General features: G+C 40.5%; 12 protein-coding genes, 1 other RNA gene and 1 other annotated feature. Of the genes, 11 read left to right on the top strand and 2 right to left on the bottom strand.

Annotation, left to right across the window (positions count from 1 at the left end):
* The first annotated feature begins 2 nt into the window (after positions 1-2).
* Positions 3-446 (top strand): D-aminoacyl-tRNA deacylase, encoded by a 444-nt coding sequence (gene dtd, locus ACY3XC_RS03495; RefSeq protein ID WP_464867273.1) that lies wholly within the window; start codon positions 3-5, stop codon positions 444-446.
* 38 nt (positions 447-484) lie between these two features.
* On the opposite strand, the gene ACY3XC_RS03490 is transcribed toward dtd, so the two are convergent.
* The gene (locus tag ACY3XC_RS03490) at positions 485-2224 is read right to left on the bottom strand and encodes an SH3 domain-containing protein (protein ID WP_464867272.1); all 1740 of its coding nucleotides are present in this window, start codon (positions 2222-2224) and stop codon (positions 485-487) included.
* Between the two features lie 166 nt (positions 2225-2390).
* Here ACY3XC_RS03490 and ACY3XC_RS03485 point away from each other — a divergent pair, with 166 nt between their 5' ends.
* From ACY3XC_RS03485 to ACY3XC_RS03455, 7 genes are all read left to right on the top strand, one after another.
* On the top strand, positions 2391-2567 hold the full coding sequence (locus ACY3XC_RS03485) for a hypothetical protein (protein WP_179157234.1): 177 nt from the start codon (positions 2391-2393) through the stop codon (positions 2565-2567).
* Between the two features lie 56 nt (positions 2568-2623).
* Positions 2624-2905, top strand: a binding site (T-box leader).
* An 80-nt stretch (positions 2906-2985) separates the two neighbouring features.
* On the top strand, positions 2986-4257 hold the full coding sequence (gene hisS / locus ACY3XC_RS03480; protein WP_464867271.1) for a histidine--tRNA ligase: 1272 nt from the start codon (positions 2986-2988) through the stop codon (positions 4255-4257).
* A 15-nt stretch (positions 4258-4272) separates the two neighbouring features.
* Positions 4273-6051 (top strand): aspartate--tRNA ligase, encoded by a 1779-nt coding sequence (gene aspS / locus ACY3XC_RS03475; protein WP_464867270.1) that lies wholly within the window; start codon positions 4273-4275, stop codon positions 6049-6051.
* A gap of 61 nt (positions 6052-6112) precedes the next feature.
* A non-coding RNA gene (gene ssrS / locus ACY3XC_RS03470) (6S RNA) lies at positions 6113-6308 on the top strand.
* Positions 6309-6459: 151 nt separating this feature from the next.
* Entirely contained in the window at positions 6460-7227 is a 768-nt protein-coding gene (locus ACY3XC_RS03465; protein WP_464867269.1) for a tRNA threonylcarbamoyladenosine dehydratase, read from the top strand.
* Between the two features lie 98 nt (positions 7228-7325).
* Complete coding sequence (locus tag ACY3XC_RS03460) at positions 7326-8252, top strand: ABC transporter ATP-binding protein (RefSeq protein WP_464867268.1); 927 nt, start codon at positions 7326-7328, stop codon at positions 8250-8252.
* Positions 8245-9195, top strand: coding sequence for an ABC transporter permease (locus ACY3XC_RS03455; RefSeq protein WP_464867267.1), 951 nt, complete (start codon positions 8245-8247; stop codon positions 9193-9195). Before ACY3XC_RS03460 ends, ACY3XC_RS03455 begins: the two co-directional genes overlap by 8 nt.
* A 158-nt stretch (positions 9196-9353) precedes the next feature.
* Here the strand turns inward: ACY3XC_RS03455 and ACY3XC_RS03450 are convergent, their stop codons facing one another.
* Positions 9354-10622: a replication-associated recombination protein A gene (locus ACY3XC_RS03450; protein WP_464867266.1), complete on the bottom strand. Its 1269-nt coding sequence runs from the start codon at positions 10620-10622 to the stop codon at positions 9354-9356.
* Positions 10623-10771: 149 nt separating this feature from the next.
* Here ACY3XC_RS03450 and cymR point away from each other — a divergent pair, with 149 nt between their 5' ends.
* Genes cymR through mnmA form a run of 3 tightly spaced genes read left to right on the top strand, consistent with a single transcriptional unit; the run spans position 10772 to position 13533 of the window.
* Positions 10772-11191 (top strand): cysteine metabolism transcriptional regulator CymR, encoded by a 420-nt coding sequence (gene cymR, locus ACY3XC_RS03445; RefSeq protein WP_179157227.1) that lies wholly within the window; start codon positions 10772-10774, stop codon positions 11189-11191.
* Between the two features lie 44 nt (positions 11192-11235).
* Positions 11236-12378 carry a cysteine desulfurase family protein gene (locus ACY3XC_RS03440; protein WP_464867265.1) on the top strand — a complete coding sequence of 381 codons (1143 nt, stop codon included), beginning with the start codon at positions 11236-11238 and terminating at the stop codon, positions 12376-12378.
* A 36-nt stretch (positions 12379-12414) separates the two neighbouring features.
* Positions 12415-13533, top strand: a complete 1119-nt coding sequence (gene mnmA, locus ACY3XC_RS03435; protein ID WP_464867264.1) for a tRNA 2-thiouridine(34) synthase MnmA — start codon at positions 12415-12417, stop codon at positions 13531-13533.
* Positions 13534-13562: the final 29 nt, after the last annotated feature.

The following is a 13562-nucleotide window of genomic DNA, read 5'->3' as shown; positions in this document are numbered from 1 at the left end:
AAATGCGAGTAGTTGTACAGCGCAGTAAAAATGCTAAGGTAACTGTAAACGGAGAGATTACAGGTCAGATTTCTAAAGGACTAGTCCTCCTTGTAGGTGTGACACATCAAGATAAAGAAGAGGATGCTGCTTTCTTAGCGGAAAAAATCGTAAATCTACGGATTTTTGAAGATGATGCTGGAAAGATGAATTTATCTTTATTAGAGGTCGGCGGCGAGATCCTTTCTGTATCTCAATTCACTTTATATGGTGATTGCCGTAAAGGAAGAAGACCGAATTTCATGGAAGCAGCAAGACCGGAACAGGCAAATCAGCTCTATGAAGTATTCAATGGTTTATTACGTGAAAAAGGTATCAAGGTTGAAACCGGGATCTTTGGAGCGATGATGGATGTTGAATTGATTAATGATGGGCCTGTTACACTAATTGTTGAGAGTAAAGGTTAAAAAATGCTTGGCACTTTAATAGCTGCCAAGCATTTTTTTTATTGTTCCTTGAAATATCTTGCCAATCCATTATAGATACCGGTGGATGCACTTTCTTGGAATTGACCTGAGGTAAGCGTCATTTCCTCTGCTGAATTACTTAGGTAACCCAGCTCCATAAGGACTGCATGTCTTTGATTTTCACGAACGACATGATAATCACCCGAGCGGACCCCGCGGCTTTTTAATCTTGTCTCCGCATTGGTTGAGTTATAAACATATTCTGCGAGTTTCTTTTGATAGGAATGATAGTAGTAGCCTGTCATCCCCCGGACGCTTCGGTCTAGGTTACTATCATAATGTAAGCTGAGAAAGGCATCCGCCTGATGGATACTCGCGAGTCTTACCCTTGATGGCAGCGGAAGATACGAATCGTTGCTTCTTGTCAGAAAGACATTTGCGCCAGCCGCTTTTAACTTATCAGATAAAAGTTGGGCAGTCCTTAGTGTTAATTCTTTTTCAAGTGTGCCATTCGATCCTGTCGCCCCATTGTCAATCCCGCCGTGCCCGGGGTCAATAACGATGGTTTTGTATTTTAGATAACCTTCGGCCCCCTGTTTATCAATATTAGGACCTGTGCCATTGGTAGTTACAACCCAGCCAGCTATATATCCATTCTGACCATTCGACAATTTAATTTCATACCAATCATTTTCGACACTTACTATGTGAAAGGAATCTCCTTCATCTGCTCGTTGTAGAACGGTTGATTGAACGGTAGGATCCTTTCTAATATTGGTGCCATTATGTAGGATTGTTACTTTACTATCTTTGGCAATTTGGCTCGATTTTGCTTTATCCTTATTAAAATACCAGCCTGCCGCCCAGCCTGTTTTTCCTGACTTGTATTCGATTTTGACCCAATTATTTACCTCATCTAGAATGGCAAACTCTTGTCCTTTAGAAACGGAGCCAACAATCTTCGAATTTAGAGAAGAATCGTCACGGACACTAAGAGAGCTGGCCGTTACCGTCCCAATCATTCCAGTAGGTTTAGAGGGCTGACTTTGCTCACCAATTTGAACAAAATCACTACTTAACCATGCACTTTGGCCATCGTACTTAATTTCCAGCCAATTATTCTTTTTTGAGTAAATACTTACCGTAGTCCCCTTTGATAGTTTGCCAATAACATTTCCTTTGGTAGAGGGCTCTATTCGAATATTCAATGTATCCGTAACAATACCTTTATCGATGGCTTTATTATTATTATTATTTTCTTTAGAATTAGTGCTATTACCTTTTAAATCGATGTATTCTCTTGCAACCCAGCCTTCTCCAAATGATGCAGAGATTTTTAACCAGTTTTCATTCTCATCAAGAACACTGACTGCTTGTCCTTTATTTAAATAACCTATGATACGGAAGCTAGTTCCAGGGCCGGAACGCACGCGTAATTGATTGGTATTGGCCTCAGCACTCCCTTTTTTTGAATTACTAGAACTGCTAGTGCTAGTTCCATCTGAGGATTTAGTTACTACCCAGTTGGCAACCCAGCCTGTTTTCGCAGTAGAAAGCTGAATTTGGATCCAATCATCTTTTTCTTTAATTATCGTAAATTTTTCGCCCTTTTCTACTTGCTTCACAAGCTGGTAGCTTAAGCCGGGTCCATTACGGATGTTAACCGTACTCTCAGCAATGGTAACTGTACCGTTTGCTGCCACAGCTATATCCTGCGGGAGGAATACAGCAAAAACTAACGTGAAACTTACTAACACTAGTATAAATCTCTTTATCATCCTCTCTCTCCCTTCACAATATCTATAATTTTATCGTAAAACAGAGTGAAAATCATTCCTTATTTGCTAAATTTCGCCTTTTTCCGAAAATCTTGTCTACCATGTAAGTTTTTAAAATGATTGGAAATAATAGAGACTATAGTGAAGATAAAGAGGTGATTGAGGGATGAGATCGAGCGATAAGTCAAATAGTATCCAATCAATGGACAGCAGGCTTTTTGGAGTGGATTTTCATGACTTTATTCAAAAAGAACACAATAATACTACGTTTGAGCTTGCATCCGAATTTGGACTAACGATCGGTGATGTTAGAAAGCTGAAAAAACATTTGGAAAGATCCTAAATCCTTCTTGACATTGGATTCAATGCTCCGTAATATTAAATAAATAATAAACATGGCGAAAACCAATGATGGAGCATAGTAATTAAGGTAAAACATGACAAGAGAGGAAATGCCCTGGGCTGAAAGCATTTCTACATGATTCTTAATGAAGGAACACTCCGTAGGCTTCTCTCTGAAAAAGGATACTAGAGTCGGATATATCCGATGCTAGTTGGAATCATTCCAACCCTATTAGGAGCAGAACGTGAGCAGGCGTTAACTGTAAAAGAGGAAGTGCATGAGTAAGTTTATGCCTTCAACTAGGGTGGCACCGCGGGATTATAACTCTCGTCCCTTGTATTTATTTATACAAGGGACGGGAGTTTTTTGTTTTTATAAGGGTTTTACATAAATTAGAAACGCTAAGGAGGAATCTGCTATGTCTATTAGCATTCCAAGAGGCACACAGGATATTCTGCCTGGAGAGGTAGAAAAGTGGCAGCTGATTGAAGCAAAAGCGAGAGAGCTTTGCGAGAAATATCAATATCAAGAAATCCGGACTCCAATCTTTGAACATACAGATCTATTTGCAAGAGGTGTTGGCGATACCACCGATATTGTACAGAAAGAAATGTACTCTTTTGATGATCGCGGCGGCCGCAGCCTTACGTTAAGACCAGAAGGAACAGCCGCAGTGGTAAGGTCTTTTGTTGAGAAAAAAATGTTTGGGTATCCAAATCAGCCCGTTAAGCTTTATTATATGGGACCGATGTTTCGATATGAACGCCCGCAGGCAGGACGCTTCCGTCAGTTTGTTCAATTTGGTATCGAAGCATTAGGCAGTAACGACCCGGCAATTGATGCGGAAGTTATTTCACTTGCAATGAATTTATATAAGGAAATGGGCTTGAAAAAGCTAAAACTTGTGATCAATAGTCTTGGAGATAAGGAGAGCAGAACCGCTCACCGCAATGCGTTAGTCAATCACTTTCAGCCAAGAATCGGAGAGTTTTGCCACGATTGTCAAAATCGTCTGGAGAAAAACCCCTTGCGGATTCTCGATTGCAAACAGGATCACAATCATGAATTAATGAAATCGGCACCGTCGATTATTGATTATCTAAATGATGAATCGAAGGCATATTTTGAAAAGCTGCAGAAGTACTTAACACAATTAGATATTGCGTTTGTAGTGGATCCGAACCTGGTTCGCGGTTTGGATTATTATAATCACACTGCTTTTGAAATTATGAGTGACGCCGAGGGCTTTGGAGCCATTACCACATTATGCGGCGGCGGTCGTTATAACGGATTGGCCGAAGAAATGGGCGGACCAGAAACCCCGGGAATTGGTTTTGCCATGAGTATTGAACGCTTCCTTGCAGCATTAACTGCTGAAGGAATAGAGCTTGAAATCAATCAAGGTATTGATTGTTATATCGCCTCCCTTGGTGAAGAAGCGAAGGATTATACAGTAGGGCTTCTACAGAAGTTAAGGCTAGCTGGAGTCTCAGCCGAGAGAGATTATTTAAATCGAAAAATCAAAGCACAATTTAAAGCAGCTGACCGTTTGAAAGCAAAATATGTTGCCGTCCTCGGTGAAGATGAGATAATTAATAATAAAATTAACCTGAAAAATATGACTACAGGAGAGCAAGAAGAAATTGAGTTAACGCGATTTGTGGAATATTTTCAAGGACTTAAGAGATAAGAGGAGAGGATCTTCATGTATGGGAGAACGTATTTTTGTGGCGATGTACCAGAGTCAGCCATTGGTGAAAAAGTAACGCTTAAAGGCTGGGTCTCAAAACGCCGGGACCTAGGAGGATTAATTTTTATCGATTTACGCGATCGTACAGGTATTGTCCAGGTTGTGTTCAATCCGGATTTATCGAAAGAAGCACTGCAAACTGCGGAAAAGATTCGCAGTGAGTATGTTCTAGATATACAAGGTACGGTAATTGCCCGTGAGGATGGAACGATAAATCCAAATTTAAAAACTGGCAAAATTGAAGTTCAAGCTGAAATGGTAACGATTATTAACGAAGCGAAAACACCTCCGTTTTCCATTACAGATAAAAGTGACGCATCAGAAGATATTCGTCTTAAATACCGCTATTTAGATTTCCGTCGTCCGGTGATTTTTGAAACATTAAAAATGCGTCATCAAGTAACAAAGCAAATTAGAGACTTCCTTGACTCTGAAGGATTCTTAGATATTGAAACACCCATTTTAACAAAAAGTACTCCTGAGGGAGCACGCGATTATCTCGTGCCTAGCCGTGTTCATCCTGGTGAGTTCTATGCACTTCCACAATCACCACAGTTATTCAAACAGCTATTAATGCTTGGCGGGATTGAGCGCTATTACCAAATCGCTCGCTGTTTCCGTGATGAAGACTTACGTGCGGACCGTCAGCCAGAGTTTACACAAATTGATATTGAAACAAGTTTCCTTGGCCAAGAGGATATCTTGGGCTTAATGGAAAAAATGATGACTGGGCTGATGAAGGAAGTAAAAGGACTTGAAATTCCATCACCATTTCCTCGGATGACCTATGATGAAGCGATGGGCCGCTTTGGTTCAGATAAACCAGATACTCGTTTTGGACTTGAGCTGGTTGACCTTTCCGAGGTTGTTAAAGATTCAGGCTTTAAAGTATTTGCAGCTGCTGTTGCAAATGGCGGTCAAGTAAAAGCCATTAATGTGAAGGGTGCTGCTGAGAAATATTCCCGTAAGGATATTGATGCCCTAACAGAATTTGTGGGAGTTTATGGGGCAAAAGGTCTTGCTTGGCTGAAGGTAGATGCAGAAGGACTAAAAGGTCCAATTGCAAAGTTCTTTGCAGATGAGGATTCCAAGGCTCTAAGGTCTGTATTAAATGCGAATGAGGGAGATTTGCTTCTATTCGTAGCTGATAAGAAAAATGTGGTTGCAGACGCTTTGGGCGCACTCCGCACAAAGCTTGGAAAAGAGCTAGGTTTAATCGACCAAAGTAAGTTTAACTTTTTATGGATTACAGATTGGCCGCTTCTTGAGTATGGTGAAGAAGAAGGTCGGTATTATGCAGCCCATCATCCATTCACGATGCCGGTAAGAGAAGACCTGCCATACTTAGATACAGATCCTGCTAGAGTGCGTGCACAGGCCTATGACCTTGTATTAAATGGGTATGAGCTTGGCGGGGGATCTTTACGTATTTTTGAACGTTCCGTTCAGGAGAAAATGTTTAAGGTACTTGGATTTACTCCTGAAGAAGCTCAAGAACAATTTGGTTTCTTGTTAAATGCGTTCGAATATGGTACTCCTCCACATGGCGGGATTGCTCTTGGTTTGGACCGTTTGGTTATGCTGCTTTCAGGCAGTACGAACCTTCGTGACACTATTGCTTTTCCAAAAACGGCAAGCGCCAGCGACTTGTTGACCGATGCACCAGGTGAGGTTTCGGAGGCCCAATTAAAAGAACTTCATTTGTCACTAAATGTTACCAATAAAAACAAATAAAACGCTTTCATAATCCCTTGAATGGTTTTTTAATCTATGGTATTATAAAGGCAATCAAATAAGTGTCCTGAAATGTTCGTTGTATTACCTAACTTTTGACCAACATTATTTCTTCGGGAGTCTGAAGTCTTCAAGCTGCGTAAAAGCCTCAACCTATACGGTTAAAGGGACTTACATAAACTTGGAACAAGACACCCACCTGCGAGAGTGGCGGGATCAAAAGAAGGAACAAGCGCGACGGCACCATTGGGACCCTTATAAAAATAGTCTCCTGCATAAGCAGGGGGCTATTTTTATTTCATGATTTTTTAATTCCTATAGAAATACTTGAATTTATAGAGGAGTATGTTATATTTTTTTAGGGTAAAAGATAATAGATAAGTCTAATTTAATTTCTGGAGGATCCACATGCTGCATCAATTTTCTCGTAATGAACTTGCCATTGGTAAAGAAGGCCTAGATATCATGAAGAACAGTACCGTTGCTGTACTAGGCATTGGCGGTGTCGGCTCATTTGCCGCTGAAGCACTTGCTCGTTCTGGAGTTGGAAAGCTTATACTAGTTGATAAAGATACAGTTGATATTACCAATGTCAACCGTCAGCTTATCGCCTTGCTATCAACGATTGGACAAGAGAAAGCTGAACTTATGAAGGAGCGTATTAAAGATATTAATCCTGATTGTGAAGTTATCGCATTAAAAATGTTTTATACAGAAGAGACGTATGAAGAATTTTTTAACCATGGTTTGGATTTTGTCGTTGACGCTTCAGATACCATTATTTATAAAATTCACCTAATGAAAGAATGCTTAAAAAGAAATATTCCAATCATCTCGAGCATGGGTGCGGCAAACAAAATGGACCCTACTCGTTTCAAAATAGCGGATATTTCAAAAACACACACAGATCCAATTGCTAAGGTAATTCGCACGAAGCTCCGCAAGGAAAGAATCCACAAAGGCATTCCAGTAGTTTTTTCTGATGAAAGCCCGATTGTTATTCGTGAGGATGTCAAAAAAGAGGTGGGCAATGAGAATGCTCCGATTCGAAAGGCACAAATGCCGCCATCCTCAAATGCCTTCGTACCATCTGCTTGCGGATTGATCATGGCAAGCTATGTGGTTCGAGAGTTGTTAGCCAGCATCAAAATTACAAGAGTATCTGACGAAAAATAGTAAGAAGCCCCGAATCGAAAAAGGTCGGGGCTATTTTTTATAAAAATGTTAAATTTATCTATTATACGTTAAACTTGATAAAGAGAGGGGGAAGTCTGTTGGAATCAATTGTAGTATTAAAAGATGTTACCAAAGTAATTAAAGGACGAACGATAATAGATAATATCAGTTTCGAAGTGAATAAAGGGGAAGTCTTCGGATTTCTTGGTCCCAATGGTGCGGGTAAAACAACCACGATTCGAATGATTGTCGGCTTAATGGACATTACCTCAGGGGATATCACAATCGATGGTTATAGTATCAAATCAAAGTTTGAAGATGCGGTTAGACATGTCGGCGCCATCGTTGAAAATCCGGAAATGTACAAATTTCTAAGCGGCTATCAAAACCTCATTCATTATGCGCGGATGGTAAAAGGGATATCCAAGGAAAAGATTAATGAAACGGTAAAACTTGTGGGCTTATCAGATCGAATCCACGATAAAGTGAAGACCTACTCCCTGGGTATGCGGCAACGATTGGGTTTGGCTCAATGTCTTTTGCATGATCCTAAAGTATTGATTTTGGACGAGCCGACAAACGGACTGGATCCCGCAGGTATAAGAGAAATCCGTGATTACATACGCCGCCTTGCAAGGGAGAGAAATATGGCGGTGATCGTATCAAGCCATATCCTTTCAGAAATGGAAATGATGTGTGACCGAATTGGAATTATTCAAAATGGTACTCTTATTGATGTTCAATTGATACAGGAATTTGTACACGGGACTAGTGCAAGTTTTGAGTTTGAGGTTATTCCTAGTGAAAAAGCACTAACCTTTCTGAATACGAACTTCCCTACTATCCCAGTAACTCATTCACGGGACGGTATTACCCTTGAATTAGCTAAAAATGAAGTGCCTGCAATGGTAAAGGCATTCGTAGAAGAGGATATTCAAGTGTTTGGGATTAGAGAAGTTTCGAAAACATTAGAGGACCGCTTCCTTGAAGTGACGGCAGATAAGGGGGCTGTGATTCATGATTAATTTAATTCGTAACGAATTAATGAAGATTTTTAGAAGACCCGGAACCTATGTGATGATTGGGATATTAGTAGTGATTGTCTCTATCACTGGTGTTTTTATGAAGTATAACTTGGTTGAAGAAGAACCTAATGTTACGGAAGATTGGAAACCAGTATTACAACAAGAAAATGAAGCATTGAAAAGCCAACTCGAATCTAGTCCAATAAAAATGGAGCAGGATTTCTATAAGAAGCAAATTGCTATAAATGAATATAGGATTGAGCATGATATACCTTTTAGAGAAAAGTATAATGTCTGGTCCTTTGTAAAAGACAGTTCAGAGCTTATTCTATTAGCTGGTTTGTTTACGATTGTAGTATCAGCAGGAATTGTTGCAAGTGAATTTAATTGGGGAACGATTAAGCTGCTGTTAATCCGGCCGATCAATCGAAGTAAAATATTACTGTCGAAATATCTAACTGTATTGTTATTTGCTTTGTTGATGATAGGAATCTTATTTGGTTTTTCAGCCATTCTTGGAGCTATTCTTTTCGGATTCCCAGAACAAACATTGCCGTATTTGAATTATTTCAATGGAAAAGTAACACAGCAGCACATTATCGTTTACTTAATCATTTACTATGGATTAGGCTCGATCGATATGATTATGCTAACAACAATGGCCTTCATGATTTCATCGGTCTTCCGAAATAGCTCACTCGCAATTGGATTATCATTATTTTTAATGTTTACCGGCAGTCAATTCACCGCTCTGATTTCAATGAAGTTTGATTGGGCAAAATACATTCTATTTGCCAATACCAATCTAATGCAGTATATCGAGGGAACCCCGCTTCTAGAGGGGATGACAATGTCATTCTCGATTATCATGCTTATTATCTACTTTGTGATTTTTAAATTTTTGGCTTTCTATGTATTCAATAAGAGAGATGTTGCAGCGTAAAAAAGTAACCTCTGGGAATCCCCCAGAGGTTATTTTTTGTCTAGCTGCGGCGCCTAGGGACTCGAGTCATAAGTCAGTCGCTTCGGAAGGCAAAAAGCACGCCTTCTGTCAGCGCCTGTCTTATGCTTGTCGTCCCTGTACAAGGCGCCTCCGCTTTTCTATTTTCGGATAAGTTTTTCATAAACTATTGCAAGTGCCTGCTCAAATTTGCCAGTTTTCTTTGGTTGATAATATTGTTTATTCTTTAATTTGTTCGGCAGGTATTGCTGCGGAACCCAGCCAGATTCATAATCATGTGGATATAAGTAGCCAATTCCTCTTCCCAGCTCTTTTGCTCCTTTATAGTGAGCGTCACGTAAATGATCTGGCACTTCCCCAATATTCCCTTTTTGGATATCAGCAAGGGCTTCACTAATTGCGATCACAGCTGAATTGGATTTAGGCGACAAGCATAATTCAATGACAGCGTTGGCCAGGGGTATTCTAGCCTCAGGAAAACCAATTCTCTCCGAAGTTTCAATCGCAGCTAATGTGCGTGCACCTGCCTGTGGACTGGCTAGACCAACATCTTCGTAAGCAATTACAAGTAATCTTCTGCTAATACTCTGCAGGTCCCCGGCTTCAATAAGTCTTCCAAGGTAATGCAAGGCTGCATTTACATCACTTCCGCGAATTGATTTCTGGAAAGCAGAAAGAACATCATAGTGCCCATCTCCATCTTTATCCGAGCCATAGCTTTTCTTTTGCATGCATTCTTCTGCACTTTTTAAATCGATATGGATGGTTTCCTTATGATCCTTGTCTGTTGATAGAACAGCTAGTTCTAGAGCATTTAAGGAACTGCGGACATCCCCATTGGATGCAGTGGCAAAATGAGTTAATGCCTCTTCCGTAATATCTACCTGCAGCTTCCCGAAACCGCGTTCTTCGTCCTCAATAGCCCGAATTAAGGCGAGTTTTACTTCTTCTGGGGTTAATGGTTTGAGTTCGAAAATTTGACACCTGCTCCGAATCGCAGGGTTTATAGCATGATAAGGGTTACTCGTAGTTGCACCAATAAGTGTTATCATGCCATTTTCTAAAAAAGGCAGCAAGAAATCCTGTTTTCCTTTATCAAGTCTGTGGACTTCATCCAATAGCAGGATGACTTTTCCGGACATTTTTGCCTCTGCTGCGACGATTTCCATGTCCTTTTTATTGCTGGTGACAGCGTTAAGGGTACGGAAGGCATATTTGGTACTGCCAGCAATCGCACTGGCTATGGAAGTTTTACCTATCCCTGGCGGTCCATATAAAATCATCGATGTCAGCTGTTTTGCCTTCACCATTCTGGCAATAATTTTATCGTCTGCCACTAGGTGCTGCTGTCCAACGACTTCTTCAATTGTTCTAGGGCGCATTCGAAATGCTAGCGGCTTTTGCTGCATAATCCATCTCTCCAACTATATAAATGAGTTCCCTTTAACTCTACCATTTTCGGGGTGGAAAAGCATAATAAAGTACAATATGATATAATTGCTAATGCCCATCAAATTACTGTGTATTTAATAATGAATAAAAAATAGAGGTGCTATAAATGAGAATATCAACAAAAGGACGATATGGATTGACAATAATGATAGAACTAGCAAAAAATCAAGGTGAGGGACCAACCTCACTAAAATCAATTGCTCAAGCGAACCAATTATCTGAACATTATCTAGAACAGCTTATCGCTCCACTAAGAAATGCAGGATTAGTAAAAAGCATCCGCGGTGCTTATGGTGGTTATATTCTTGCTGATGTTCCTTCTAAAATTACCGCAGGTGATGTCATTCGTGTACTTGAAGGACCCATTACACTTGTGGAAGGAATCGAGGATGAGGAGCCGGCGCAGCGTGAGCTATGGATCCGCATTCGTGATGCCATTAAATCTGTTCTCGATAATACTACCCTTGATGATTTAGCAAGTCATAGTAACGATACAGAGACAGACGGTTATATGTTTTACATTTAATGTTAAAAGTAGAATAGAGAATTATATTGATTGAAGGTGGAATGATGGAAAGAATCTATCTCGACCATGCTGCTACCACTCCGATGCACCCAAGGGTAATTGAAAAGATGATGGAAGTTATGAGCAATAACTTTGGTAATCCATCAAGTATTCATTCATTCGGAAGAGAAGCACGACATTATATAGACTTGGCACGAGAAACCTTGGCTAAGAGTATTGGTGCAAAGGAAAATGAGATTATTTTTACAAGCGGCGGGACGGAAGCTGATAATATGGCTTTATTTGGTGTTGCTGAGAGCTATCAGCATAAAGGGAAGCATATTATCACGACTCAAATCGAACACCATGCAGTACTGCATGCTTGCCAGCGATTAGAAAAAATGGGCTTTGAGGTAACCTATCTGCCGGTTGGTGAAACGGGGATTATCTCGCTTGATGACCTTAAGAATGCATTAAGGGAAGATACCATATTGGTTTCAATCATGTATGGAAATAATGAAATTGGCAGTATTCAACCTATTAAGGAAATCGGTCAGCTTCTCCACTCACATCAAGCATTTCTCCACAGTGATGCAGTCCAGGCATATGGGATCGAAGAAATCGATGTGGATGAACTCCATGTAGATTTATTATCTGTTTCCGCTCATAAGATTAATGGTCCGAAGGGAACGGGGCTTCTTTTTGTACGAGACAAGGTAAAGTTGGTTCCTCGTGCATATGGCGGTGAGCAGGAACGAAAAAGACGGGCTGGTACGGAGAATGTTGCAGCCATTGTCGGTTTTCAAGAAGCAGCAATAGTCGCAGCACAAGAACGCTCTGTGAAACGGGAAAAGTATCAGGGATTTAAGAAAACCTTTATAGAACACTTGACTGAGCATCATGTAAAGTTTTCCATAAACGGATTGCTTGAAACTTCCATGCCTCATGTATTAAACTTAAGCTTTCCAGGAACTAACGTGGAGGCGATGCTGGTGAATCTTGATTTAGCTGGGATAGCTGTATCAAGTGGTTCTGCCTGCACTGCGGGTTCCATTGAACCTTCACATGTCCTGGTTGCCATGTTTGGTAAAGAGTCAGATGTGTTGATTAATTCAATCCGTTTCAGCTTTGGCTTTAACACAACAGAAGAGCAAATCATCAAGGCAGCTGAAGAAACGGCAAGAATTGTGTCACGTCTGAAAAAATAAATGAGTGATGTTTTTAAGGTAAGAGAGGTGAGAACAATGGAAAAAAGAGAACCAAAGGATATTCGAGTGGTGGTCGGGATGTCGGGTGGCGTTGACTCCTCTGTCGCAGCACTGCTGTTAAAGCAGCAAGGCTATGATGTCATCGGAATCTTTATGAAAAACTGGGATGATACCGACGATACTGGATTCTGCACGGCAACGGAGGACTACAACGATGTCATTCGTGTCTGCAACCAAATCGGTATTCCATATTACGCAGTAAACTTTGAGAAACAATACTGGGATAAGGTATTTACCTATTTCCTAGAAGAATATAAGGCGGGGAGAACGCCAAACCCTGACGTTATGTGTAATAAAGAAATTAAATTCAAGGCCTTCCTTGAGCATGCAGTGAACTTAGGTGCTGATTATCTTGCAACGGGACATTATGCTCAAGTTGAATATCGAGACGGAGAATACAAAATGCTCCGCGGTAAAGATGAAAATAAGGACCAAACGTATTTCTTAAACCAATTGAATCAAGAGCAGCTAAGTAAAGTGATGTTTCCAATAGGTAATTTAGATAAGCCAATAGTTCGTGAAATTGCGAAGGAAGCAAATCTAGCAACTGCGACGAAAAAAGATAGCACGGGAATCTGCTTTATCGGAGAACGTAACTTTAAAGAGTTTCTTGGGCAATACCTTCCAGCTCAGCCGGGTAACATGGAAACAATGGATGGAGAGGTTAAGGGGAAGCATGAAGGTTTAATGTACCATACCATTGGTCAGCGCCACGGTTTAGGAATCGGCGGTTCCGGTGAACCATGGTTTGCGATTGGCAAAGATTTAAAAAGAAATATCCTTTACGTCGGACAAGGATTTCATAATGAAAAGTTGTATTCTGACTCGATTACCGCTGATAATGTAAACTGGGTATCTAATCGGGAAAAGCCTGCAGAGTTTAGATGTACGGCTAAATTCAGGTACCGTCAGGAAGACAGTAAAGTGACGGTACAGCTTTTGGACGACAATAAAGTCAAAGTGATTTTTGATGAACCCATCCGTGCGGTAACCCCTGGACAGGCTGTTGTCTTTTATAATGGTGATGAATGTCTAGGCGGCGGTACGATTGATTTAGTTTATAAAGATGGACAACGTTTAACATATGTAGGATAAAAAAAACCTGATTCCAGCTGGAATCGGGT

This window comes from Bacillus sp. CZDM1 (genome assembly GCF_055502545.1).
Note: the sequence above shows the minus strand (reverse complement) of the source record. Positions and strands in the feature narration are given on the sequence as shown.